This is a genomic window from Clostridium sp. UBA5712 (assembly GCF_002419845.1).
In the GTDB taxonomy this organism is placed as follows: domain Bacteria; phylum Bacillota; class Clostridia; order Clostridiales; family Clostridiaceae; genus Clostridium_J; species Clostridium_J sulfidigenes.
Genome location: NZ_DIGW01000011.1, coordinates 708,665 through 733,084, shown reverse-complemented (window position 1 = coordinate 733,084; position 24,420 = coordinate 708,665). Strand labels below are relative to the sequence as shown.

The 24,420-nt window shown below is 28.6% G+C and carries 23 protein-coding genes, 1 tRNA gene, 2 rRNA genes and 1 riboswitch; of the genes, 16 read left to right on the top strand and 10 right to left on the bottom strand.

Going from position 1 to position 24,420, the window contains the following annotated elements; genetic code table 11:
* Positions 1-125: 125 nt before the first annotated feature.
* Positions 126-1,010 (bottom strand): ComEC/Rec2 family competence protein, encoded by an 885-nt coding sequence (locus B3B03_RS09810; RefSeq protein WP_346877177.1) that lies wholly within the window; start codon positions 1,008-1,010, stop codon positions 126-128.
* Between the two features lie 121 nt (positions 1,011-1,131).
* On the opposite strand from B3B03_RS09810, the gene B3B03_RS09805 reads away from it, so the two are divergent.
* Complete coding sequence (locus B3B03_RS09805) at positions 1,132-1,842, top strand: lysophospholipid acyltransferase family protein (protein ID WP_346846304.1); 711 nt, start codon at positions 1,132-1,134, stop codon at positions 1,840-1,842.
* 57 nt (positions 1,843-1,899) lie between these two features.
* Here B3B03_RS09805 and B3B03_RS09800 read toward each other — a convergent pair whose 3' ends face one another.
* From B3B03_RS09800 to B3B03_RS09790, 3 genes are all read right to left on the bottom strand, one after another.
* Complete coding sequence (locus B3B03_RS09800; RefSeq protein ID WP_346846305.1) at positions 1,900-3,345, bottom strand: NADP-dependent glyceraldehyde-3-phosphate dehydrogenase; 1,446 nt, start codon at positions 3,343-3,345, stop codon at positions 1,900-1,902.
* Between the two features lie 89 nt (positions 3,346-3,434).
* Positions 3,435-4,073: a DUF2284 domain-containing protein gene (locus B3B03_RS09795; protein ID WP_346877176.1), complete on the bottom strand. Its 639-nt coding sequence runs from the start codon at positions 4,071-4,073 to the stop codon at positions 3,435-3,437.
* A gap of 181 nt (positions 4,074-4,254) precedes the next feature.
* Entirely contained in the window at positions 4,255-4,479 is a 225-nt protein-coding gene (locus B3B03_RS09790) for a DUF378 domain-containing protein (RefSeq protein ID WP_035134290.1), read from the bottom strand.
* A 193-nt stretch (positions 4,480-4,672) separates the two neighbouring features.
* Here B3B03_RS09790 and B3B03_RS09785 point away from each other — a divergent pair, with 193 nt between their 5' ends.
* A complete protein-coding gene (locus tag B3B03_RS09785; RefSeq protein WP_346877175.1) occupies positions 4,673-5,050 on the top strand; it encodes a hypothetical protein in 378 nt (125 codons plus the stop codon).
* Positions 5,051-5,132: 82 nt separating this feature from the next.
* On the opposite strand, the gene B3B03_RS09780 is transcribed toward B3B03_RS09785, so the two are convergent.
* Positions 5,133-6,737 (bottom strand): amidohydrolase, encoded by a 1,605-nt coding sequence (locus B3B03_RS09780; protein WP_346877174.1) that lies wholly within the window; start codon positions 6,735-6,737, stop codon positions 5,133-5,135.
* Between the two features lie 483 nt (positions 6,738-7,220).
* Between B3B03_RS09780 and cysS the strand changes: the two genes are divergently transcribed.
* Complete coding sequence (gene cysS / locus B3B03_RS09775) at positions 7,221-8,627, top strand: cysteine--tRNA ligase (protein WP_346877173.1); 1,407 nt, start codon at positions 7,221-7,223, stop codon at positions 8,625-8,627.
* A gap of 51 nt (positions 8,628-8,678) precedes the next feature.
* Here cysS and B3B03_RS09770 read toward each other — a convergent pair whose 3' ends face one another.
* A complete protein-coding gene (locus B3B03_RS09770) occupies positions 8,679-9,143 on the bottom strand; it encodes a hypothetical protein (protein ID WP_346846310.1) in 465 nt (154 codons plus the stop codon).
* Positions 9,144-9,527: 384 nt separating this feature from the next.
* On the opposite strand from B3B03_RS09770, the gene rrf (B3B03_RS09765) reads away from it, so the two are divergent.
* From rrf (B3B03_RS09765) to B3B03_RS09725, 9 genes are all read left to right on the top strand, one after another.
* A 5S ribosomal RNA gene (rrf, locus tag B3B03_RS09765) occupies positions 9,528-9,644 on the top strand.
* A 5-nt stretch (positions 9,645-9,649) separates the two neighbouring features.
* Positions 9,650-9,725 (top strand) — tRNA-Lys (locus B3B03_RS09760).
* A gap of 410 nt (positions 9,726-10,135) precedes the next feature.
* A riboswitch (glycine riboswitch) is annotated at positions 10,136-10,235 on the top strand.
* Positions 10,236-10,325: 90 nt separating this feature from the next.
* Complete coding sequence (locus B3B03_RS09755) at positions 10,326-11,063, top strand: trimeric intracellular cation channel family protein (protein ID WP_346846311.1); 738 nt, start codon at positions 10,326-10,328, stop codon at positions 11,061-11,063.
* 308 nt (positions 11,064-11,371) lie between these two features.
* Positions 11,372-11,734: a hypothetical protein gene (locus tag B3B03_RS09750; RefSeq protein ID WP_346877172.1), complete on the top strand. Its 363-nt coding sequence runs from the start codon at positions 11,372-11,374 to the stop codon at positions 11,732-11,734.
* Between the two features lie 136 nt (positions 11,735-11,870).
* Complete coding sequence (locus B3B03_RS09745; RefSeq protein ID WP_346846313.1) at positions 11,871-12,218, top strand: PH domain-containing protein; 348 nt, start codon at positions 11,871-11,873, stop codon at positions 12,216-12,218.
* A gap of 79 nt (positions 12,219-12,297) precedes the next feature.
* Positions 12,298-12,415: ribosomal RNA gene (gene rrf, locus B3B03_RS09740) — 5S ribosomal RNA — on the top strand.
* Between the two features lie 346 nt (positions 12,416-12,761).
* Positions 12,762-13,448 carry a polyphosphate polymerase domain-containing protein gene (locus tag B3B03_RS09735; protein ID WP_346846314.1) on the top strand — a complete coding sequence of 229 codons (687 nt, stop codon included), beginning with the start codon at positions 12,762-12,764 and terminating at the stop codon, positions 13,446-13,448.
* Positions 13,449-13,474: 26 nt separating this feature from the next.
* Complete coding sequence (locus B3B03_RS09730; protein ID WP_346877171.1) at positions 13,475-14,161, top strand: DUF4956 domain-containing protein; 687 nt, start codon at positions 13,475-13,477, stop codon at positions 14,159-14,161.
* A 19-nt stretch (positions 14,162-14,180) separates the two neighbouring features.
* A complete protein-coding gene (locus tag B3B03_RS09725) occupies positions 14,181-15,884 on the top strand; it encodes a CotH kinase family protein (protein WP_346877170.1) in 1,704 nt (567 codons plus the stop codon).
* Positions 15,885-15,980: 96 nt separating this feature from the next.
* On the opposite strand, the gene B3B03_RS09720 is transcribed toward B3B03_RS09725, so the two are convergent.
* Together B3B03_RS09720 and B3B03_RS09715 are read right to left on the bottom strand one after the other, a co-directional pair.
* Positions 15,981-17,189, bottom strand: coding sequence for a HAMP domain-containing sensor histidine kinase (locus B3B03_RS09720; RefSeq protein ID WP_346846317.1), 1,209 nt, complete (start codon positions 17,187-17,189; stop codon positions 15,981-15,983).
* Position 17,190: 1 nt separating this feature from the next.
* A complete protein-coding gene (locus tag B3B03_RS09715; protein WP_346877169.1) occupies positions 17,191-17,862 on the bottom strand; it encodes a response regulator transcription factor in 672 nt (223 codons plus the stop codon).
* 225 nt (positions 17,863-18,087) lie between these two features.
* On the opposite strand from B3B03_RS09715, the gene B3B03_RS09710 reads away from it, so the two are divergent.
* From B3B03_RS09710 to B3B03_RS09695, 4 genes are all read left to right on the top strand, one after another.
* Positions 18,088-20,148, top strand: coding sequence for a methyl-accepting chemotaxis protein (locus B3B03_RS09710; RefSeq protein ID WP_346877168.1), 2,061 nt, complete (start codon positions 18,088-18,090; stop codon positions 20,146-20,148).
* 266 nt (positions 20,149-20,414) lie between these two features.
* Positions 20,415-21,044 (top strand): lytic transglycosylase domain-containing protein, encoded by a 630-nt coding sequence (locus B3B03_RS09705; protein WP_346846320.1) that lies wholly within the window; start codon positions 20,415-20,417, stop codon positions 21,042-21,044.
* Positions 21,045-21,195: 151 nt separating this feature from the next.
* Positions 21,196-21,639 carry a DUF805 domain-containing protein gene (locus B3B03_RS09700; protein WP_346877167.1) on the top strand — a complete coding sequence of 148 codons (444 nt, stop codon included), beginning with the start codon at positions 21,196-21,198 and terminating at the stop codon, positions 21,637-21,639.
* 167 nt (positions 21,640-21,806) lie between these two features.
* On the top strand, positions 21,807-22,919 hold the full coding sequence (locus tag B3B03_RS09695; protein WP_346846322.1) for a sensor histidine kinase: 1,113 nt from the start codon (positions 21,807-21,809) through the stop codon (positions 22,917-22,919).
* Between the two features lie 66 nt (positions 22,920-22,985).
* Here the strand turns inward: B3B03_RS09695 and B3B03_RS09690 are convergent, their stop codons facing one another.
* Positions 22,986-23,732 carry an ABC transporter permease gene (locus tag B3B03_RS09690; protein ID WP_346877166.1) on the bottom strand — a complete coding sequence of 249 codons (747 nt, stop codon included), beginning with the start codon at positions 23,730-23,732 and terminating at the stop codon, positions 22,986-22,988.
* Complete coding sequence (locus tag B3B03_RS09685) at positions 23,732-24,385, bottom strand: ABC transporter ATP-binding protein (protein WP_346846324.1); 654 nt, start codon at positions 24,383-24,385, stop codon at positions 23,732-23,734. Before B3B03_RS09685 ends, B3B03_RS09690 begins: the two co-directional genes overlap by 1 nt.
* Between the last annotated feature and the right edge of the window lie 35 nt (positions 24,386-24,420).

Genomic DNA, 24,420 nt, shown 5'->3' with positions numbered 1-24,420 from the left:
AATCCTCTTCGCGGAGCCATTTTTAGTCTTACAAAGTAAGGCTTTTTTTATTTTTTGATAATATATTTGAAAAGTATGCAACATAGCTATTAATTAAATATTAGCTATGTTGCATACTTTTAATATTAGCTACCTTCATGTTCAGTAGATATCATTAATTTATCATTATTTGTTTTTATTATAATGTTTCCATTTATATCAGTCCTAAGTATTTTAGAATTTAGATTTTCCAATGCTTTTAAAGTATTTTTATGAGGATGACCAAAATCATTTCCCATGCCACAACTTATTACAGCTATTCTAGGGTTTACTTTAGATAAAAATCCTTTGGAAGATGAAGTCTTACTTCCATGGTGTGCTACTTTTAATACAGTAGATTCTAAAGATTTTTTACTAGCTAATAAAATATTTTCAACTTCTTCTTCCATATCTCCAGTAAACAAAAATGAGGTATTTTTATTTATATATTTTATTACTATAGAATGATTGTTTAAATTATCATCGGAGATATCACCGGTCCATAGAAAATCTATATAATTATCCTCTGAAAGTTGAATTTTAAGATCGTCATTAATATTTCTAATTGTAAGTCCTTTACTTTTAAGTGCGTTTACTAAGTTAGAAAAATTCTTATCTGTGGATAAAACTTTAGGCATAATAAACTCTTCTATATAAAAATTATTAACTATATCATCCATAGAACCAATATGATCTTCGTGAGGATGAGATGCAATAAGGTAATCTAATTTTTTAATTTTATATTTTTTAAGATAAGAAATTAAAGTGTCTTTAGCGCTATTTGGTCCACTATCTATTAAAACATTAAAATTATTATTCTCAATAAGAATAGAATCTCCTTGGCCAACATTTATAAAATGTATCCTAGTTTCTGAATCCTTCAATTTAGTATTAATACTATTTTTGCTAGTATAACCTAGTAAGAAAAAGGAGACAAAAAATATTATAGATAATATAAATAGAGTTCTATTACTTTTATAAAATTTTTTCATGAGACCTCCTTAAGTAGTACATGTAATATATAAAGTATTGACAAAATTTCAATATATACTTCACCAGAATACATATTATTGATATAATTAAATGTAAACATTAAAAAAGGACGTGAATTATTTGAGAAAATTAAGATTTGGAATAAAATTTTCTTTTAAAATGCTTGAAATTGCCATTAAAAGAATTACATATTCAATATGTAAAAATAAATTAACAGAAGAAAAAAGGGAAGAATACTTATATAATTTAGAGAAGGACTGGGCTGCTGCTACAATTAAATATTCTGAATTAAAAGTTCATGTTGTAGGTAGTGAAAACTTATTAAATCAAACATGTGTTTATGTTTCAAATCACCAAAGTATGCTAGATATACCTGTAATAATGATGAATATAAAAGATACTGCAGGAGCTGTGGCTAAAATCGAAATGAAGAAAGTACCGGTTATATCCTATTGGATGAAGGAATTAGGATGTGTATTTTTAGATAGAGAAAATGGACGGGAAGGTTTAAAGGCAATCCTTCAAGCTATAGAAATAATAAAAAGTGGCAGATCTATGCTTATATTTCCAGAAGGTACAAGAAATAGAGACAAAGGTGTAGGTGATTTTAAAAAGGGAAGCCTAAAACTTGCAGTTAAGGCTAATGTACCAGTGATACCAATTACGGTAAATGGAACCTATAAGGGATTAGAGGGAGATCCAGAAGATTTAAAAGCTCAAATTATTTTTCATAAACCAATTTATATGGAGGACTTAAGTAAAGAGGAAAAAGCTAATTTATCTGAGATATGTAGAGAGATAATAGCAAGATCACAAGATGAGAATATATAATATATAAATAAAAAGCTTCAAGGAAAATTTCTTTGAAGCTTTTCTATTAAGTTTAATTTAGTCTATGGTTAATACTATGGATTTAAGTCTAGTCATAGCTTCAATACTATATTTTATGCCTTGAGTACCCATACCTGAAGCTTTAACACCGGAGAATGGGAAGTGATCTGGTCCTCTTTCAGACTTATTATTTATTTGAACAGCCCCCACTTCTAATTTGTTAGCTACATAGAAGGCATCATTAATATTTCTTGTAAATACACTGGATTGAAGTCCATATTGAGACTTATTAGCAATTTCAATTGCTTCATCTTTATCCTTTACTCTAATTATAGGGAGTACAGGACCAAAAGGTTCTTCCCATGCAATACGCATATCACTAGTTACCATATCAAAAAGAGTTGGGTGTAGTAAGTTACCCTCTCGCTTATTACCACATAGCAATTTTGCACCTTTACTTAAGGCGTCTTGAATAAGCTCTTCAACAAAATCAGCAGATTTTTTATCAATTAAAGGAGTAATTTTAGCTCCAGATTCAGGAGTGCCTATAGTGAGTTTTTTTACTTGTTCCAAGATTTTAGAGGATAATTCATCGGCAACATCTTCTGTAACTAATACACGTTTAATAGCTGTACATCTTTGGCCAGAATAACTATATGCACCTGAAACAATTTCTCTAGCTGTATCATCTAAATCAGCATCTTTTAGTACAATGGCAGCATCCTTTCCACCCAGCTCCATAATCATAGGTACCATACCAGCAATTTTAGCTATATGTTTACCTACTTCTGTAGAACCGGTAAAGTTGATAAAGTTTATATTGTCGTTAGTAACCAGATAGTCACCTATTTCAGAAGATTTACCAGTAACAGAGTTTATTACCCCATCAGGAACACCTGCTTCTTGAAATATCCTAATAAGATGAAGAGCACTTACAGCACCCTGTGTTGGAGGTTTAAGAATAACACTGTTACCACCAACTAAGGCAGGAGCAATCTTGGAAGCTGATAGGTTAATTGGATAGTTAAAAGGTGATATAGCAAGGACTAAGCCTATAGGTACTCTTTGAACTAGACTCATCTTATTTTTTTTAAATCCTGGGAAAGTATCAGCAGCTATTGTTTCTCCTTCTAGATTTTTACCAGCATCTGCAGTAAATCTTATAAAATCTGCAGTACGCTTTACTTCAGAAATAGAGGAATTAATATCTTTGCCTATTTCCATCATAAGAACTTTAGATAATTCATCACAATTTTCTTCAAGCAAAGTTGCTGCTTTATGTAAGATTTCAGAACGTTTACTTACAGGTACATCACTCCAGGAATTTTGGCTTTCTTTAGCAAAACTTATTATCTTATCCACATCATCTTGACTCATTTGAGGTATAGTACCTATTAATGAGTTATCGCTAGGAGAAAAAATATCTATAGTATTTTCCGTTGTCATCCATTGACCATTTACTAAATTACAGTAATGATTTTCTTTCTTTACACATTTGAACAAAGAAAAACCACCTCTTTCATATTTTTTATTTATTAATAATATTATTATCAAAGAGGTAAGTTTAAATACTAGAAATAGAATATTAAGTTTTAATTATTATGCAATATTTGCAAAATTTTATCTTCAGAAATATCTAAATTGGAAAGCAATCCAGATACGCAGGTTACATATTCTGGTGTTGAGTTACTGCTCCATTGAATTTTATCATTAATAATATTTTCAACTATCCCGCATACATCAAAACCAAGACCTTCTAATGAATATCTTAATTTCCTTGGGAATATACAAGGCATGTTATTGCTACGAGAGCAGTTGTTGCAAATTAGGCATCTTCCAGAAAATAGTGCAATGCTGTCATTATAATAAGATTCTAAGGAGAGTATTTTATTATCATTAAATTCTCTAAAACTATAATAAAGACCATTAAAAGTATTAGTAAATTCATCAGTGCTATTACTTATATCACTATATTTACATAGAGAGTAGGTAACAATATCATTTAGTTCTTCCTTTGGAATTTGCTCTATATAGGTTTTACCACTAATTACATAACAATATTTGTATTTAGAAACATATTCTAAATCACTAAAAGAGAGTGGAGGACAAGACCATACCTTATTAAATTTATTACAACTTTCGCAGTATTTATTTACTATCTCAGGAGTATAATACTTTAATAATTCATCAATACTACACTTTTTAACATTATAAGAAATATATTTTATCATTTTTAACACCTCAGCTAAGTTTTTCATAGGATATTTAGGCATAGAGCATTTTTATATAAGTTAAAAAATTTATTTAAATTACATTATGCTATTGCCAACCTATCTAAACTATTATAAATTAAAAACAAAATAAATCCTATAAAATTATAAAATAAAAAAGCCGCAATTGCGGCTTTAGAAATTATTCCACATCAGTATATTTACTCTTTGCAAAGAATGATATAGCATAAAGACCTGCTAATCCTACTATGGCATAAACAATTCTACTAAATGTGCTTATAGCACCGAAGGCACTAGAACCTGCAAATAAAATTGCAACTAAGTCAAATTGGAATAATCCTATTAGGCCCCAGTTTACCGCACCAACAATAACTAAAATTAGTGCAATTGAGTCTAATACTTTCATAAAAACATCTCCTTTTAAATAGATTACAGTTGATAGTATTACCATTAGTTTTAAATTTTAAACAAAAAATCATAAAAAATCCTATTGTTAATATTTTGTGAACATATTAAAAATCTGTTATAGTAAGTACATTTTTATAGATATATATTATATAATACTATTTAGTTACAATATATTTGAAAGAAGGAATTTTATGAAAAATGTATTAATATTTTTAGGAAGTATTTTATTATTTTCAATTATAGTATTAGGTATATATGCTTTACTAAAGAAATTTGTATTTAATAAAATAAAAATAAACAAATGGTTAGTACTTATAATGGCTTTTATTGTGTTTGTAGTACCACCACTAGTATTTACAACATTACCAGTGTTAGTAACAAATTATGTAATACCAGGTATATTCGTTATATTATTTCTATGGTTTTGGGATTTGTGTGGCTTCATGTCTAAGACTCAAAATAAAATTGCCAAGGCTGCTTATAATAAACCTAAGAGTAAGAAAAATGATATAGTAATAAAACCAAAGGCAAAACCTAATAGAGTTAAAAATAATCCTAATAATAAATAAAAATATAGTTGAATTAGATAAAGAAAAGGATGCAAGTATAATTAAATACTTACATCCTTTTCTTTATTTTTTTATAAATATGCTATAAAACCTTTATTCCATTAACATAGGTTTCTAAAATTTTGGTTTCTTTAATTTTGTTTTTAGGTACAGCAGTTATATCTTGAGATAAAACTACAAAATCAGCTAGATAATTTACTTTAATTTTACCTTTTATATCTTCATCAAAGGACATGTAACTAGGTCCTGTAGTATAAGCTTTTAAAGCATCTAAAGGGGTAACACCTTCATCAATATTAAAGCCATCTACAGGTTTATTATTTAGATCTGTTCTATTTACAGCTCCATGGATTCCTTGGATTATATTAAAACTTTCAATAGGAGCATCAGAGCTAAAGGCTACAGGAATGCCTTTCTGTATCATAGAATTAAAGGCATAACTACTTTTAGTTCTAGCTTTGCCTACTGCTTTTTCAACTATAGGATAATCACTCATAACAAATGCTGGTTGTACATTAGCTATTATATTGAGCTCCTTGAATCTATCTAATAAATCCTCATTAGTAAATTGACAGTGAACTATAACAGGTCTAAGATTATCATCAGTATCTTTAGAAATTTTTTCATAGGAGTTTAATATCATTTCACAAGCTCTATCTCCAATACCATGGATAATAATTTGAAATCCTTGTTTAAAACCCTTAGTAACAAAATTATCTAAATCCTCTTGAGAATAAATACTAATACCATTACCAGGAGTATCCTCATAGTTATCTATCATAGCTGCAGTACGAGCACCTAAAGAGCCATCTTGAAAAAGTTTAAGACCTCCAACCTTAAGAAAATCACTACCTACCTTTGACTTCAAACCAAAACTATTAGCTTCCTCTAATAATTCATCAGTATTAAGGCATAGCTGAAGAGTTATTCTTACAGGGAGGTTGCCTTCTTCTTCTAACTCTCTATAACTTTGAATTAAATTAGGTAAACTTCTACAGTGAGTTAAGTCTTCAGTTTGGACAGAGGTTATGCCACATTTAATTAAGTCATCAAAGGCGCTACGGAGTGAAGATTTTATCTCTTCTACAGAAGTGGTAGGAACCTTACTAAGTGCAATATTTAAAGCATTTTCACGAAGAATTCCAGTAGGAACTCCATTTTCTCTATCTATAGCACCGCCAGTAGGATTTTCTTTCATTTTATCTATACCTAAGAGTTCAATAGCTTTTGAGTTAATTACCCCTATGTGACCACATATTCTAGAAAATATAATTGGATGATCACAGGAGATTTTATCCAGATCATATCTATTAGGAAGTCGTTGTTCTTTAAAATAGTTATCATTCCAGCCTCTAGAAATTATGTATGTATCCTTTGGAATATTGTTTTTATTAAGATAAGACTTCACAACACTAATCATTTCATCTATGGAGGATAAGTTATTTAGCCTTACTGCAGTCTTTTGAAACCCATAATTAAGTAGATGCATATGAGCATCATTAAAACCTGGAACTACAGTATTGCCTTTTAAATCTGTAACTTTGTAGCCCTCTTTAGAAAATAATGACAGTAAGTCGTCATTACATCCTACCGCTAGAAATTTTCCATCTCTCACAGCAAAGGATTCATAAACCTTATTGTTATCCAAGGATATAACGTTTCCATTAACGTATATATCTATAGACATATAATCACCACCTATTATAATATAGTTAAATAATATATATAGTTATTCTTTAGAATAATATAAAATCCTCTTTAAAACTTGTAAAGGTTTTAGTTGTTGAGAAATTTTAAATAAATTGTAGTGTTATTTATACATATAACTTGTAAAATTATTATTATATGATAAAATTTAAATATAAATTATTTTAAAGGAGAGCATTATTATGTGTAGATGTTGTTGTTGCTGTTGTAACATATGTATAATTTAACAAGATACTACTGAGCTATAATAATGTAATTAATAATTGATATAAATTTTAATCGTTATTTAAGCTACAGTTGGTTCTGTAGTTTTTTATATTTTATACTAATATGATTTAGAATAAGAACAGTTTAATGTTATGTAAAGTATAAATATAGTTAAGCATATATTATATAGATAAGTTACAGAACAGTAATTATCATTAAAACATTAGTTATAAGAAATATGTAAAGGAGACATGAGATGAGTTTTTATTTATACAACACCATGACTAGAAATAAAGAAGAATTTATTCCTGCCAATAAAAATAAAGTTGGAATGTATACTTGTGGCCCTACTGTCTACAATTATGCCCATATAGGAAACTTAAGAACATATATATTTGAGGATGCATTAAAAAAATCCTTAGAGTATGTAGGTTATAAAGTTAAGCATGTTATGAATGTAACAGATGTAGGTCATCTTCAATCAGATGGAGATGAAGGTGAAGATAAAATGGCTCTAGGTGCAAGTCGTGAGCATAAAACAGTATGGGAAATCGCAAAATTTTATGAAGATGCTTTTTTTGAAGATTGTAAAAAGCTAAATGTAAAAAAACCAACAGTGGTATGTAGAGCAACAGAACACATAGAGGATATGATCAAATTTGTTCAAAAGCTTGAAGAACGTGGTTACACATATGAATCAAATGGAAATGTATATTTTGAAATAGATAAATTTGAAGATTATACAAAGCTTGCAAATCTCAGTATAGATGAGTTAGAAGCTGGTAGTAGAATAGAAATAGATCCAAATAAGAAGAATCCTTTAGATTTTGTACTATGGTTTACAAATTCTAAATTCTCCAATCAAATAATGCAATGGAATTCTCCTTGGGGTAGAGGATTTCCAGGATGGCACTTAGAGTGCTCAACCATGAGTATTAAATACTTAGGTGAGAATATTGATATTCACTGTGGTGGAATAGATCATATACCAGTTCATCATACAAATGAAATTGCTCAATCAGAAGCAGCTTTGGGTCATAAATGGGTAAATTACTGGGTTCATGGAGAATTCTTAGTATTAGATGGAGGCAAAATGTCTAAATCAAGTGGAGACTTTTTAACAGTATCTAAACTTGAAGAAGAAGGATTTAGTCCATTAGATTATAGATATTTCTGCTTACAATCTAAGTATAGAAAACAACTGGTATTTAGTTTTGAAAGTCTAAAAGATGCCCAAAATGGCTATAAGGCATTAAAGAAAAAAATAGGGACTATATTAACTAATATTGATGAAACCAATAATATGAATAAGGAACTTATTAGCGGATATCAAGAAAAGTTTAAAACTCAAATAAGTGATGATTTAAATATAGCCAATGCATTTACAGTGCTTAATGAGGTTATAAAAGATGGTGAATTAAATAATAAAGAGAAAGCATTTTTAATTGAAGATTTTGATAAAGTTTTCTCACTTAATTTAATGACTATTGAAAAAGAGGCTATTGAAGTGGATGAGAAACTAATAAATCATCTTATTGAAGAAAGAAATATTGCAAGAAAAGAAAAAAACTATAAAAGATCAGATAAAATTAGAGCACAGTTATTAGAGATGAATATAGAGGTGCTAGATAGTAAAGAAGGAACTTCTTGGAGAGTAAAGTAAATAAAATAAAAACACATGGGGTGAATTTGAAAGTAACTCCATGTGTTTTTGTTAATCCTCACAATTGCATATGTTATTAATAAAGTTATATATTCTACATTCCAATACAGGATATATACAGTTAATTTGCTCAAGAATTTTATAGGCAGTTTTTTCAGCTTTTTTCAATTTAGAGGTTTTTCTTTTAGTGATAGTAGAATTATTTAATAATTGTGTTGTGCCCATAGTTAGATAAGAAGTATTAGAAAGCTGAATTAATATTTGAAGCAAAGGTGATATACAATTAGCTACATATAAAACTTCATAATCATTAAGAGATAATAAGTTAAGCTGAGTTTTTAGCACATTTAGGCTAGTAGTAATTTCAGTTAAAGAAAGCAACTCACTTTTAAGAGAAAGTAAAGTGCTGGGATCAGAAGCAGATTCTGAAGAACTTTCATTTATTTTATCTAGGCTAGATGATATTAGTGCCGTTAAATTGTCTATGCTAGTAGATATTTTGCTTATATCCTCCATAAAATACTCCTTGGAAATTTAAAATTCATATATTAAGTATATTAAATAGAGTATATATATATTCATTTTACATGTGATTTCAACTATGGCAAAATATATATAGGCAGAAAAATGTATAAAAATATAGATAATATTATTGACATGGGATAAATAATCGAGTAAAATAATAAAAGTCATTGAGAGTATTCGATGATAAAGAAAATAGTTATTTTCTTAACTGGGCGATGATATTGCAGACTTTTTCTATATGAGCAATATCCGTATATCAACAACTAAGTTAGTGGTATTATCGCAATGCTAATGAAAAATTAAAAAATTCTTCATTAAAGACAAACTTATTTAGTTTGTATAAGTACAAAGATAATTATAATTTCTATGTACTTATCTGGTAAGCATATCTTGAAGGTAACACCCGTAACCATGCCGAACACGACGGTTAAGCTTCAAAGAGCCAAAAGTACTGCACGGGAGGCTGTGTGGAAGGATAGGTTATTGCCAGGTAGTTTGGTTCACTAGCTCAGTCGGTAGAGCACATGACTTTTAATCATGGTGTCCGGGGTTCGATCCCCCGGTGAGCCACCAAAACACCTTATTTTATAAGGTGTTTTTTTTATAGGTTGATTACAAGGTCTTTACTCCTATGTCTTTCAAAGTGAGAGTAAAGAGGAGTTAAGTCCATAGATATCCATTGCTCCTAAAGGAGAACCAGTTCTAAGTATGGAAAAAGCTCTGTTGAAAATTACAGGGATAGAATATATTGCTTTTAAATTTTGAAATCGTATAGATAATCAATTTAGTATTTAATATTATAAAATGGCTTGATTTATATGAAAAATTCATATAAATTAAGTAAGGAAGAAAATTAAATTTAATATTGTATGGATGAATGTTATTGAAGATACTTAGTTTTTTAAAGACTAAGTAACCGTAGGAGAAAGAGTTAATTACAAGCTTTTAATTAACTTGAAACTTTCAGGTTGAATACAATAGCAGGACATAACCCTGGAGAGACTCTTTACATTAATAATTAAAGAGCATCAACGAAGCAACCTTTATAGGGAATCTTTCAGATAAAAGGACAGGGAGTAAAAAGCATTTATTAATTATGTTTTTTACTCCTTTTATAATGCAAAATATTAAATTGGAATATTATTACACATAAGTAGAGAGGAGAATATAATTATGCTATTAATTATTTTTGAAGTTGTTGGAACAGTGGCATTTGCATTTTCTGGAGCTTTAGTAGGGATGCAAAAAAAATTAGACTTATTTGGAGTTATATTTTTAGGAATTATTACAGCTATTGGGGGTGGAATATTTAGAGATATAACCTTAGGACAAACACCACCAACTGCTTTTATAAACCCTACTTATTTTATTATAAGTATAGTGGTATCTATTATGGCTTTTTACGGATATCCTAAATTATCTAGTATGTACACTACATCTAAAAGAAAAGAAATTATTTCTGAATCTCAGGGTAATAAATATATGAGTGAGGAACAAGTACTTAAAATAGCTAATAGGAGAAAGCAAATAGCTATCTTAAAAAAAGTAATATTAATTTTAGATTCAATTGGACTTGCTACATTTACAATATTAGGTGCAAATTTAGCTTTTAAGCAAGCTCATAGCAATATATTTTTAGTAGTTTGTATGGGATTAATTACAGGTGTTGGAGGCGGAATTTTAAGGGATACCTTTGTTCAGGATACTCCAATGATCTTTAAAAGGGAGATTTATGCAGTGGCATCAATACTTGGAGCATCGGTATTTTACTTATTTAACTATTATGAAGTGAATTACGATATAACTTTTTGGGTATGCTTCACAATAATATTATTATGCAGAGCTATATCTATAAGACTCAAATTAAATTTACCAATATCTAATTCTGACAAGTATGATATAAACTTATAGGGCCAATAATTAAGTAAAGAAAAAGCTCATATAGATTTTAATAGTACATTACGTGAATATATCTACTGGATATATTGCAAAAAGTAGTAACTTCTTATTTCTAATATTTTTTATAAATAAACATCACATAATTATTATGAGTACATATTATATTATTAGGAACAGCTATTGAAGCTAATTCTTAATGTAAATAAACATTAATATACTAGATCTAGACAGAAATATTTTATAGTATTATAGGTTCCTATAAAATGTTTAGTTGTTAGAAACTATTATAAAATTGATTAAAAAGTGGGGAGAAATATAATATGTTAAATAATAATGAATTCTTCTATTATGATGAAAATAATGAACAAGACTATTCAGCAGAAATGTTTGCTCAAGATTTCAGATATGGACAACCGGATGGAGTAGATTTTGAACAAGAGTCCTTTAGAGGCAAAGATGGAAATTGGGGACATGATTGTAAGCCATCACATCATAGACCATGTCCACCATGTCCAAGACCATGCCCACCATGTCCAAAACCATGCCCACCATGTCCAAAACCATGTCCACCATGTCCAAGACCATGCCCACCATGCCATTGTCAATGCTCAAGCGGAGATGATTGGTGGATAATTTTAATACTATTATTCTGCATATGCCCATTTGGTGGATTTTTCTGGTAAAATATAGTATTATCAATAACTTAAATGCAAATATTTATAGATAAAATATTAAAATAAACATGTATCAAATATAGAAATGGTCATCACTGTATATTAATATATATAGTGATGACTATTATTTTAGGAGGATTGTAAGATGACTAGACGAGAAAAATTGATAAAACTAATTGAAGAGAGGCTTAATAAAAATGAAGTTATAAATTATTATGTGGAAGGTGCTTTTGAAAGTACTGTAAATGGAAGACAAAATACAATGACAGGGATACTAGTAACCACTAATGAAAAAATCAGATTTTGTGGTAAAAGATTTTTCCTAGTTTATGATGACATTATAGAATATAAAGATATTGAATATGTAGAGGCTAATGAAGAAAAACTTGGCCATAAAATTTTTATAGCTGGAAAAGAAAAATCTTATTCAATGAAATTTATCATAAGCAAAGATGTACATAATTTTGTAGATAGTATAAATAAAAATTTATAATAAAATAAGTAGCCAAAAGAAACTTCAAGGTTTAATGATTATTATCTATAATAATAGTAAATAATAATAATAATTTAAATCTGGTGAGTATACTATTAGAGGCTACACCCGTATCCATTCCGAACACGTAAGTTAAGTTCTAATAGGCTATATATACTACATTAATGAAAATGTGGGAAAAGTAGTTATTGCCGGGTATAAAACAGAAGCTAAAAACTTTAAAGAAGCAAGATAAAAGGATGTATAATGGTTTATTATTAATATGCTTAACATATTTATTAATGAATCTATTAAAATCTTAAATTAACTAAAGATATAATATACGGTGACTTTAAAATATAAAGAAGAAGAGATAGTTTTTTATCTCTTCTTTTTTGTGCAAAATCAGCTATTATTAGCCAAGTTTATGTTATTAGACAATCATTTGTAAATAAAGATTAAAACTAAATATATAGGTAATGTAGATAAAAATAAATTTAAGATAAATTTAAGCTAAGTAATTTAGTATAGGATTGTACTAGATGACACAAGGAGGTGATTTATATGAAACAAGTTAAATTTAGACACGAGATAAAGCATTTAATAAATATTTCAGACTATTTGGCAATTAAAAACAGATTAAAAAATATTGCACAGTTAGATGAGAATGCAGGAGATAAGGGTACTTATACTGTAAAGAGTCTATATTTTGATAATATTAATAATAAGGCATTAATGGAAAAAATTAATGGAGTAAATAATAGAGAAAAATTTAGATTAAGAATTTATAATGATAACCATTCTTTTATAAAATTAGAGAAAAAAAGTAAAGTTAATGGATTATGCAGTAAGATTGCAACAAGTATATCTATGAATCAATGTGAAGATATAATAAAAAATAATATCGATGACATATTTAAATACAAGGAGCCTATTTTAACAGAGTTATACTCAAAGATGAAATATGATTTATTACGTCCTAAGACTATAGTTGAATATACAAGGGAAGCATATGTATTCAAGCCAGGAAACGTGAGAATTACCTTTGATAGTAACATTAAGAGTGGTTTATATTCACAAAATTTTTTTAATGATAACCTTGCTACCATAGGAATGCCAGGAAGGAGTCCTATAGTTTTAGAGGTTAAGTTTGATGAGTTTTTTCCTGAAATTATTAGAGATATGATTCAAAGAAAAGATAGAGAAAGTTCTGCTTTTTCAAAATATGCAGCTTGCAGAATTTATGAATAAAATTAAGTTATTTGGAGGAGATAAAAATGGATAAAGCATTAAGTTTTAATGATATTTTAAAATCAAGTTTTTTAGAAAAGGCATCAAGTTTTTCAATTGTAGATGTAGCTATAGCCCTAGGACTAGCTCTTGCTATTGGACTATTCATATTTTTAGTATATAAGAAAACTTTTAAAGGCGTAATGTACTCAGAAAGTTTTGGTATTTCACTTATTGCAATGAGTTTAGTTACAACATTAATTATTCTTGCAATTACTTCTAATGTAGTACTTTCACTTGGTATGGTTGGTGCTTTATCAATTGTAAGGTTTCGTACAGCAGTTAAAGAACCTATGGATATTGCATTTTTATTTTGGTCAATAAGTGTAGGAATTGTTGTAGGCGCAGGATTAATACCTCTTGCAGTATTTGGCTCAGCATTTATAGGAATTATGATTATGGTATTTGCAAATAAGAAAAGTATTGATAATCCTTATATCTTAGTTGTAAGTTGTAAGGGAGATAGAAGTGAAAATAATGCCATGGAGTATATTAATAAATATGTTAAAAAATATGTGGTGAAGTCTAAAACCGTTTCTGCAGGGAGCAATATTGAATTAACAGTAGAAATAAGATTAAAAGAAATGTCTACTCAATTTGTAAATGAAATTAGCAGTATATCAGGAGTAAACAATGCAGTGTTAGTAAGTTACAACGGAGAATACATGTCTTAATATTTAGGTGGTGTATGAAGTGATTTCAAATAAGTATATAAATATTTTTATAGCAATAATTATGGCATTAAGTCTGGCATTGGCTGGAGTAATGGCAACTATTGATATGTCTACGGTTGAAGCAAATGCTACAGAGAAAACAACCCGACCAGAGTATATAACAAATCTTTTTAACAAAGATGATATTATGGAAATTGATATAGATATAGATGAGAAACTTTGGAATGAACTAGCAGATAATGCTATGGAAGAAGAATATTATAGTGCCAATATAACTATTAACGGAGAAACTTACTATAATGTTGGGCTTAGAGCTAAGGGAAATACAACATTATCACAAATTGCTAATGATGATACTACGGATAGATATAGTTTTAAAGTTAAATTTGATGAATATATCGATGGACAAACTCTTAAAGGCCTTGAGAAATTAGCATTAAATAATATGATGCAGGATACAACTTATATGAAAGAATATCTTTCCTATGATCTATTAAACAAAATGGGAGTTTCTACTCCAGCGTTTCAGTATGCTAGCATCACCTTAAATGGAGAGCCTTGGGGTTTATACTTAGCCCTTGAGGTTATGGAAGAAAGCTATATTGAAAGATACTATGGAACAACAGGTGGAAATTTATATAAACCTGAAACTACTAATATGGCAAAAAACAATATGCCTATGGGAAGAAATACTGGTGGAGCAGACTTAGTATATTCTGGAGATGAGCATTCTAATTATTCTACTATATTTGAAAATGCGATTTTTGATTATACAAATGAAGATGACTACGATAAAATAATAGCCATGATAAAAAGCCTTAATGAAGATATTGATGACATAGAAAAATATTTAGATGTAGATGAAGTATTAAGATATTTTGCAGTAAATACTTTTGTTGTAAATTTAGACAGTTATGCATCAAACATGAAACATAATTATTATCTATATGAACAAGATGGAATATGTTCAATACTTCCTTGGGATTATAATTTAGCCTTTGGAGCATTTCAAGGAGAAAGTGCAAGTAATGTTATAAACTTTTCCATTGATAATCCTGTAGCCGATAGTTTAGAAAGTAGTCCACTTATAGGAAAGCTTCTGGAAGTAGAAGAGTATAAAGAAAAATATCATGAGTACCTTAATGAAATAGTTCAGGATTATGTAAATAGTGGAGTATTTACTGAAACAATTAATAATATAGATAATTTAATTGGTGATTATGTGAAAAATGATGCTACAGCCTTTTATACTTACGAAGAATATGTAGCTTCTATTCCTGAGTTAATTACCTATGGAGTAGACAGAGCTAAGAGTATATCTGCTCAACTTTCTGGATCCCAGTCCTCTACTTCTACTGGAAATATGGCTACTAATTTAAATTTATCTGCCCTTGGTAGTCAAGGTGGTGGAGGTAATAGAGAGGGAAAGGATATTCCTCAAGATATAAAAGAGAATAATAATCCTGAAAAGGGAATGGGGATTGGAGAAAAATCCAACAATATGCAGAATAATCCTGAAAAAGGAGCTCCTCAGGGTACCTTTAAGCCAGGAAATAATCCAGGTGATATTAATAGAGAAAATTCTCTAAATAATATGAGGATAAATACGTCAAATGATACAAATATTAAATCTAATTTGATAATATATGGCATATGTCTCCTAGGAATTATTTCAGCAATAATAGTAGTGCTAAGGTTTAAAAGAAAAAAATATCATGTATAAAATACTAAAAGCTATCTAAGAGTATATATCTAAGATAGCTTTTAAACTTATATAATTTAGATTATAGTACTTTTCTGTGTTTAATTATAAATTCTCTTATTCTAAAATAGGAAGTTCAACAATAAAGGAAGTATCTTTTCCTGCATTACTTCTGGCATAAATCTTTCCTTTATGGCTTATTACTATAGAATTTGCAATAGCTAAGCCTAAACCATAACCACCAGTTTTCCGTTGTCTAGACTCATCAGAACGATAAAACCTTTCGAAAATTTTTTCTAGGTCTTTATCAGGAATTCCTTCTCCAGTATTAGTAATAATGATTTCCATCTTAGATTTTAATTTACTTGAAGTGATGGTAATAGTTCCATTTGGAAAAGTGTGTTTAATAGCATTATCCATTAGAATATTAAAAAGCTTTTTAATTTCTTCTAAGTCACCATTTATAAAAAAATTATCCTTTAAATTGTTTTGTAATTCTATTTTATTTTCAAAGAAAACTGCTTCAAAGGACATAAGTAAATTTTCTAGTATTTTATTTATATTTATAGGTTGTAGGTTAAGTACTTTTTTATCTTCATCAAGCTTTGCTAAGGAAAGCATATCATCTATAAGATGAGACATTCTATCAGTTTGTAGATCTATATAATTCATCCATTTGCCTTGACTTTCAATAGTTTTATCTTTATTAGATGAAACTAAAGCTAAATTAGTTTTAATAATAGCAATAGGTGTTCTAAGCTCATGGGAGGCATCTGCAATAAATTGTTTTTGTTTTTCGAATACCTCTTTAATTGGCGCTATGGTTTTATAAGCTAGATAATAGCTTATAGTAAACAATATAATCAAACTGATAAAGCCAGTTATGAAAAAAGTCTTTAAAAGGTTTTTTAATAGATTTTGCTGAGGTGACTTATTTATTAAAGCAATTCTATTAATCTTACCATCTAAGCTTTTAAAGTATGCAAAATCAGTATTTTCAATTTTTATAACTCCTGATGAAGATTCTTTGGATAGAATATTAACTGCTAATTCAACAAGAATATCTTTATCAACATTATATGGAGTAATAATATTTATCACGTTTAAATTATGGTCAAGATTTATTAGTATACCATTGTTAAGAGGACCACCTTTACTGGGTCCACCATTGTTAGGTTCATGGATTAGTGCATTAAGAGAAAAGTTAATCTGTCTTTCTCCACTATTCCAAGTTATAAAGTATATGACTCCAAATATACAAAAAAATACAAAGGTTAAAAGAGACATATTTATAATAATAAATTTATATTTTAATTTTTTAAACATACTACTCCTCCAATTTATAACCAATACAACGAAGGGTAGATATTTTGGATTTAGAGCCCACATAGGATAATTTTTTTCTTAAAAAAGATATATAGACCTCGATATTATTATATTCAGCATCAGAGTCATAGCCCCAAACCTTTGTAATTAAATCATCTTTAGTAACTATTAAAATAGGTCTTTCCATAAAGTATTTTAGAATTTCGAATTCCTTTGAGGTAAGTCGGACAGAGTTACTATTTCCTTCAAGTTCATAAGTAGATAGATTTAAGGAAAAGTCACTAAAATGAAGAGCATTATCATTTATAAACTCAGCTTTTCTTCTACTAAGAGCTCTTAATCTAGCAAGAAGTTCTTCATGAGAGAAAGGTTTTACTAAGTAATCATCTGCTCCATAGTCTAATCCCTTAACTTTATCTTGAATTTCACCTTTAGCAGTGAGAAGAAGAATAGGAGTAGATACATTATTAGCTCTTAGCTCCTTTAGAATCTCTAATCCATTAACTTTGGGGAGCATTATGTCTAATATAATCAAATCATATATTCCTGTAAGACCATAATCAAGACCTGCTTCACCATTATAAATGCTATCTACTATATATTTATTTTTACTGAGAATTTCTTTTAGAGCTTCAGCAAGGTGTATTTCATCTTCAACTAATAATAATTTCATAATTCATCACCCTTTAATTACAAATTTTTAGATAATATTACGTTTTTTTATTTAATTTTATCATACAAATCTTAAATTCATATTAAAATTATTATTTATTTTTAGAAAATAGTAAAAGTACCATATCGTGTAGTAAAGGATATTATTTTTTGTTTCGATTATATCTATGTACAGAGTGTATATATAGCTGTAAATTTTTTTTGTATATAGTAAGGTGGGGAAGATATGAAGGTCAGGAAAAGGGCAAAGAATGAACTGAAAAGTAAGAAAATTAAAAATACTAAAAAAGGAAAACAGAAAAGGATTAGAGGAATAGGAATGCAACTTATGTTAAGTTTTACAGTAATCATAGTATTAGTTGCAGCATTTCTATCTGCTTTTTCTCTTTATATGAATAAAAAAATTATTACTGACAAATCTAAAAGTCTCCTAGAAAATGTAGCTACATCTATGGCAGGAGAAATAAATCAATTGACAGATAGTTATGGAGTTATAGTAAATCAAATAGCAATAAATGATTTTTTAATAGATGATACAGTAGATATGAAAGAAAAGTTAACAAAATTAAAGAATATAGCTGAAAAAATAGAGTTAAAAGAAATTGCTATAGTAGATGCTGAAGGGAATTGTGTAGATACTTCAGGAGAAAGTACTAATATTAGTGATAAGGACTATTTTTCAAATGGATTAAGTGGGCTTACATTTGTTAGTGAACCATACTTAGGTACAACTGATAGTATGTTAGAAATAGCTATAAGTACCCCAATAAAAGAAAATGGGAATATAAAAGGTGTTTTAATAGCTTATCTAGATGCTAATAAATTATCATCAATAATATCAAAGGTATCCATAGGTAAAAGTGGAAATGCTTATTTAATAAATAGGGAAGGAAATATAATAACTCATAATGATTCCTTGCTTATAGGAACTAAACTATTAGATACAGTTAAAGATAAAAATGGTTCTGAAAATATGAAACAGATTATAGGAAAGATGACATCGGGAGAAAGAGGAGCCAGTGAGTATAGACAAGGTGCAGATGAAAAATATATTGGATTCGCATTTATAGAATCAACAGGGTGGTCTGTAGGTGTAGAAGTAAGTGGAAGTGAGCTATTAGCAGAAATACCAGAACTTCAAATAAAAGTAGTAATTGTATGTATTATTTTTATAGTGTTAGGTCTAATATTTGGATACCTAGTAGCTAAATCTATGACTAAAAGATTAGGCAGAATAGGTACTATTGTAGAAGATATGGCAAAGGGTAATTTCACTAAATCCAATATAGGCAAAATGAACAATGATGAAATTAAAGATATATATACGGCTGTAGAAAAAAGCAAGGAAATTATAGGTGGAATGATTCTAAATGTTAAAGATAGTTCCATGGTTATTGAAAGCGAGGCTTCATCTCTAGCTGCTTTGGCAGAAGAATTTGTATCAGGAGCTCAAAGCATAAGTGAAAGTATAGAAGAAACTGCTACAAGCTCACAAAGGCAGGCAGAAGAATTGGAAGATGTAACTAAAGAACTAGAAGAATTCGATAATAAACTTTCTACTAATATTAGTAACATATATAATATTAGTGATATGGCGGAAAATATTAATAGCAAAGCGGATAAGAGTAATGAGGATATGGAAAAGTTAGCCATGGCCATGAATGAGTTAAGTAAATCCTTTAAAGAGTTTAATAGTTCTATATATAGTATGAAATCTAGTATGGAAACTGTAACAGAAATAACAGAAATTATTAATAGTATATCTGAACAGACAAATCTTCTAGCACTAAATGCGGCTATAGAGGCTGCAAGAGCTGGAGAAGCTGGAAGAGGTTTCTCAGTAGTAGCTGATGAAATTAGAAAGTTAGCAGAGCAAAGCAAGGAATCTACCCAAAATATTTATAATGTAATAAATAATGCTATTAAAGAGAGTGAAACTATAGAAATTAAAAGCAACAATATAAATGGTGAATTAAATAACGGACTAATTAGCGTAGATAATGCTATAGATTCATTTAAAAATATTGCAGCATTAGTTTTAGATATGGTACCTAAAATAGAACTTGTAGCAGTTAGCTCTAAAGAAATTATAGAAGATAAAAATTCTATTACTGAAAATATAGAAAATTCAACGCAAATATCTTCTGAGGTTTCAGGAAATACACAACTAATAGCTGCATCTACAGAAGAACTTACAGCTTCTAGTGATGAAGTTGCAAATGCAGCAGAAAAGTTACTTGGACTTACAGAAAATATGAAAGAGTTTATGGAACAATTTAAACTCTAGTATAAGGGTAGTCATCGGATAAACAGAGTTCTTAGCTTCTTTGAAGGTTAGAAATCGTTATCCAGGGACGTAGCAGCTCTTTACTCCCATTTTGAAGAAAATGGGGGGGTATTAGAGCTGGTAGTCATCGGATAAATTAAGACTTTAAAATAAATTAATTTTTATTTTAAAGTCTTTTTTGTTTATTTTATGAGAAAGGTGAAATACTAATTAATACATGAATTCTGATTTAAATAATAAAGTTATACATTGTTAGTGGAGGTATAATGGAAATATTAGAAGAAAAGCAGTTAAATCTTAAGTTTATTAGTATAACGGCTATTTTATTTATAGCAGGAATATGTATTAATTTATATTTTATGAATTTGCATGAAAATGAAAAAACTAAGGAAGTAGATAGTAATGAAAAAGATATAGTAGAGAATCATATACAAGTACCATATAGTGAAGAGATTGAAGCATATAGTGAAATCTATGGACTAGATCCTTATTTAGTTGCAGCTATAATCAAAACAGAAAGCGGGTTTGATAAGGATATTGTTTCATCTATGGGAGCTGTAGGATTAATGCAGATAATGCCAAGTACAGGAGAATGGATAGCCAGGCAACTAAATATAGAAAACTTCTCTATAGAAATGCTGAAGAATGAAGATGTGAATATAGAAATGGGGTGTTGGTATCTAAATTACTTAAAAAATCAACTTAAATATACAAATGAAATGCTAGCAGCTTATAATGGTGGCATAGGGAATGTATGTAAATGGCTTCAGGATCCTAGATATTCCAAGGATGGAGAAGTAGTTCATACAATACCATTTAAAGAAACCGTAAACTATATAGAAAAAGTAGCTGTAGTTTATAAAGAATATGTAGACTTGTATAAAAGTGAAAAGTAACTTTTATAAAGAACTATGCTGTAGTATTAAAATAAACCTCTGGAGATTATTAAAATAATTTCCAGAGGTTTATTGATTTTAGTTATAATATTTGAAAATGTGTATAGAATTATAGTAGGTTGATGTAAAATACTGTTAATGAGGTGATGAAATGAGTGATGACTTATTTTTACTTAACAAAGGAATAGGAAGAAAAAAATATAGTATCTATGTACTAGCTTTCTTAATAGGATTTATAATTTTAGAGATTATTGGAATATTTATTACTTTTAAACTTGAAAAAACTGATAATGGGTTGCTAATAGCGGCTTCCATGTCTTTTCAGATTACCCTGATAGTTTTTATAAATATAATGTTATTCATTTTAAGTTATAAAAGATTTAAGGATATAAATTTATCAGGTGTATTTGGAATACTTGCAGCTCTTATATTTGTTCAAATCCCAGTGATAATATTTTTAATGTTTTTTAGAGGAAAAGAAAAATGTGGAAAACAAAAGGAGGAAAGTATGGTAAATACCCTTGAGGAAAATGCAACAATAACGCTATGTGAGGGAGAAGAAATGGAAGTCAGAGAATCTAACTTAGGTCAATAATAAAAAGGGTTTTCACAAAATAAATTAATAAAAATAAATGTTGAGCATGTATTTAAATTATATAAGTACATGCTCAATATTTTATTCCAGATTAGTGATATATTTTGTGAAAGATCTTATTATTGTGATAATATAAAGATATAATATTTAGCAAAGGTGGAAATTGCATGCTTAATAACAGGGATGATTATTTTCTCAATATAAAATTACTTGGGCTCATATTTAGTATCTATGTATATATAAATTGTGGCGGCTTCCAAAGCTCTATAATTATAGGATTACTGTGTTTTATAATAATAAACATAGCTTTATATTACTTAGAGAATATTAAGATAAAGCTATGTTTATCAGCCATGTCTTTCTGTATTTCTTATGGACTAGGCATAAAATACAACAGTATATTTTTCGTATTAATACCATTTACTTTTTTTGATATAGGTATACTAATGAATATAAAGCTTATATATTCTTTTATAGGGAGTATCTTATTTATAACAATGATACCAAAAGACATAGTTATGAATTATTTATTGTTTGCAATATTTTACTATATAGCAGCAAAGATATTAATTAACAAAGTAAGTAAAATAGATAAAATATGGAAAGAAAACTTAATGTTAAGAGAAAAAATAGACAAGTATACTAAAGAGGTAGAAAAAGAAAAAAATTATTCAAAACAGATAATATATACCACAAAGCTAGAAGAAAGAAATAAGCTATCAAAGGAAATGCATGATAAAATTGGACATACTATAGCTTCTAGTTTAATGCATCTAGAAGCCACAAAGGTAGTAATAGATAAAGATAAAAATGAAGCTAAAAATATGATAAATACAACTATTCAAGTTCTAAGGGAAGGTATGGATGATATTAGAAAAACTTTAAAAATAATTAAGCCTTCCGAGGAACAATTAGGTATAAATAGAGTGAAATCTATAATGGATGATGCTTTTAGTCATAATAGTTATGGATATACCTTTAATTACTCTGGAAACATAGACAAGCTTACCTATAGTCATTGGAAGTGTATAATTAATAACCTAATGGAGGGAATTACAAACATAAAGAAACACTCTAGGGGTAACAGTGTTTATTTTAATATTGAAGTTCTAAATAAGATTGTAAGAGTATCTATAAAAGATAATGGTGATGGAGCAGTGAATATAAAAAAGAGCATTGGACTTAAGGCAATGGAGGAGAGAGTAATAGACCTTGGAGGAAATATTAGTTTTAATGGAGAAGATGGATTTACTATAATAATGATTCTTCCTTTATCATAACAGAGCAATTAATAAGGGATTGCCTAAATAACTATTTAATTTATTTGGACAATCCTTATATTAATATTATATTTTTAATTGAGATCTTTCATTGAAGAAGCTTTTGTAGGAGATATAGGTTGCTATTAGAGTAGCAATGGAGGTTGAAGATAATATCATAAAGGTAACCATTATTTGAAATTTAATTGCCATAAGTGGAGATGATCCAGCTAAAATCAATCCAGTCATCATCCCAGGAAGAGATACAATGCCAAGGGTTTTAGCAGAGTCAATGGAAGGCATTATTGAGAGTTTTATACTATCTTTAAGAATCTCTTTAGATGCAACCTTAGATGTGGCTCCAAGAGCAAGTTTAACTTCAACTTCATTTCTCTTGCTACTAAAGGTAGTATTAAGGTTTTTGTAACTGAGATTTATAGCAACCATAGAATTACTCACAACCATACCGGCTACAGGTACTATTTCATTAGGAATAAAGTTAATAGCACCAGAAAGTACTAATATAGAAAGGGTTATAAAAGCACCTGAAAATAGAGCAATAAAGGATGTTCTAACAGGATTTTTTATGTTCTCACTACGCTTTTTGGTGTTAAGTGCTGCGTTGATAATCATTAGTGTAACTAATAAAATAGTGAATATAGGATTTTCTAAGCTAAATACAAATTGAAGTATATAGCCTACTATAACTAATTGTATTATGGCTCTAACCATACTAATAAGTATATCTTTACCTAGTCCTAAATCTTCTTTATAGGAGATGAAAATAGGAATACAAATTAATACTGAAGAAACTATAAGTGATAGAGTACTCATTAAAATCCCTCCTTAGAAATTATTGTTCCATCTTCTATAATAATCTTTTTATTGCTTAAGTCCTTTATTTGAGATAAATCATGGGTAATCCATAAGATTGTATGACCTTTATTATTCATATCCTTCATAATATGCTCAACTAAAAGTTTATTTTCTTTGTCTAGTGCTGAAGTAATCTCATCTAGTAGGAGAACAGGACCTGCATGGAGAAGAGAGCGAATAAGGGAAATTCTTTGTTTCTCGCCACCAGATAATTTGTTTATATCTTTAATTAAGTATTCCTTGTCTATATTAAACTTTTCTAAAAGCATATATATTTTCCTATCATCTATATTTTTCTTTCTAATTTCATAGGGAAAAGAAAGATTATCATAGACAGTATTACCAAACAAATAAGGTTGTTGGAAAAAATAATTTATTTCACTGCGCAGTTTAAGAGGGGGGATTTCAGAATAATCCTTATCTCTCAGGTATACATGGCCAGAAGTTGGAGAAATTAAGTCCCCTAAAATTCTCAGTAAGGTTGATTTGCCACCACCAGAAGGACCTGTGATAGTTATAAAATCCCCTTCATTGATTTCTAAATTAATGTCCTTTAGAACTTTTGTATTAGCATCTTGAAAAGAAACATTTTTTAAAGATAATATACTCATTATATCCCTTCTTTCAAAGTAAAATTAAAAAATAT

Bases quoted from the DNA above. Each gene is read 5' to 3' on its own strand.
- B3B03_RS09810 (WP_346877177.1), bottom strand. From the start codon at position 1,010: ATGAAAAAATTTTATAAAAGTAATAGAACTCTATTTATATTATCTATA.
- B3B03_RS09795 (WP_346877176.1), bottom strand. From the start codon at position 4,073: ATGATAAAATATATTTCTTATAATGTTAAAAAGTGTAGTATTGATGAA.
- B3B03_RS09790 (WP_035134290.1), bottom strand. From the start codon at position 4,479: ATGAAAGTATTAGACTCAATTGCACTAATTTTAGTTATTGTTGGTGCG.
- B3B03_RS09785 (WP_346877175.1), top strand. From the start codon at position 4,673: ATGAAAAATGTATTAATATTTTTAGGAAGTATTTTATTATTTTCAATT.
- B3B03_RS09780 (WP_346877174.1), bottom strand. From the start codon at position 6,737: ATGTCTATAGATATATACGTTAATGGAAACGTTATATCCTTGGATAAC.
- cysS (WP_346877173.1), top strand. From the start codon at position 7,221: ATGAGTTTTTATTTATACAACACCATGACTAGAAATAAAGAAGAATTT.
- B3B03_RS09770 (WP_346846310.1), bottom strand. From the start codon at position 9,143: ATGGAGGATATAAGCAAAATATCTACTAGCATAGACAATTTAACGGCA.
- B3B03_RS09755 (WP_346846311.1), top strand. From the start codon at position 10,326: ATGCTATTAATTATTTTTGAAGTTGTTGGAACAGTGGCATTTGCATTT.
- B3B03_RS09750 (WP_346877172.1), top strand. From the start codon at position 11,372: ATGTTAAATAATAATGAATTCTTCTATTATGATGAAAATAATGAACAA.
- B3B03_RS09745 (WP_346846313.1), top strand. From the start codon at position 11,871: ATGACTAGACGAGAAAAATTGATAAAACTAATTGAAGAGAGGCTTAAT.
- B3B03_RS09735 (WP_346846314.1), top strand. From the start codon at position 12,762: ATGAAACAAGTTAAATTTAGACACGAGATAAAGCATTTAATAAATATT.
- B3B03_RS09730 (WP_346877171.1), top strand. From the start codon at position 13,475: ATGGATAAAGCATTAAGTTTTAATGATATTTTAAAATCAAGTTTTTTA.
- B3B03_RS09720 (WP_346846317.1), bottom strand. From the start codon at position 17,189: ATGTTTAAAAAATTAAAATATAAATTTATTATTATAAATATGTCTCTT.
- B3B03_RS09715 (WP_346877169.1), bottom strand. From the start codon at position 17,862: ATGAAATTATTATTAGTTGAAGATGAAATACACCTTGCTGAAGCTCTA.
- B3B03_RS09710 (WP_346877168.1), top strand. From the start codon at position 18,088: ATGAAGGTCAGGAAAAGGGCAAAGAATGAACTGAAAAGTAAGAAAATT.
- B3B03_RS09705 (WP_346846320.1), top strand. From the start codon at position 20,415: ATGGAAATATTAGAAGAAAAGCAGTTAAATCTTAAGTTTATTAGTATA.
- B3B03_RS09700 (WP_346877167.1), top strand. From the start codon at position 21,196: ATGAGTGATGACTTATTTTTACTTAACAAAGGAATAGGAAGAAAAAAA.
- B3B03_RS09695 (WP_346846322.1), top strand. From the start codon at position 21,807: ATGCTTAATAACAGGGATGATTATTTTCTCAATATAAAATTACTTGGG.
- B3B03_RS09690 (WP_346877166.1), bottom strand. From the start codon at position 23,732: ATGAGTACTCTATCACTTATAGTTTCTTCAGTATTAATTTGTATTCCT.
- B3B03_RS09685 (WP_346846324.1), bottom strand. From the start codon at position 24,385: ATGAGTATATTATCTTTAAAAAATGTTTCTTTTCAAGATGCTAATACA.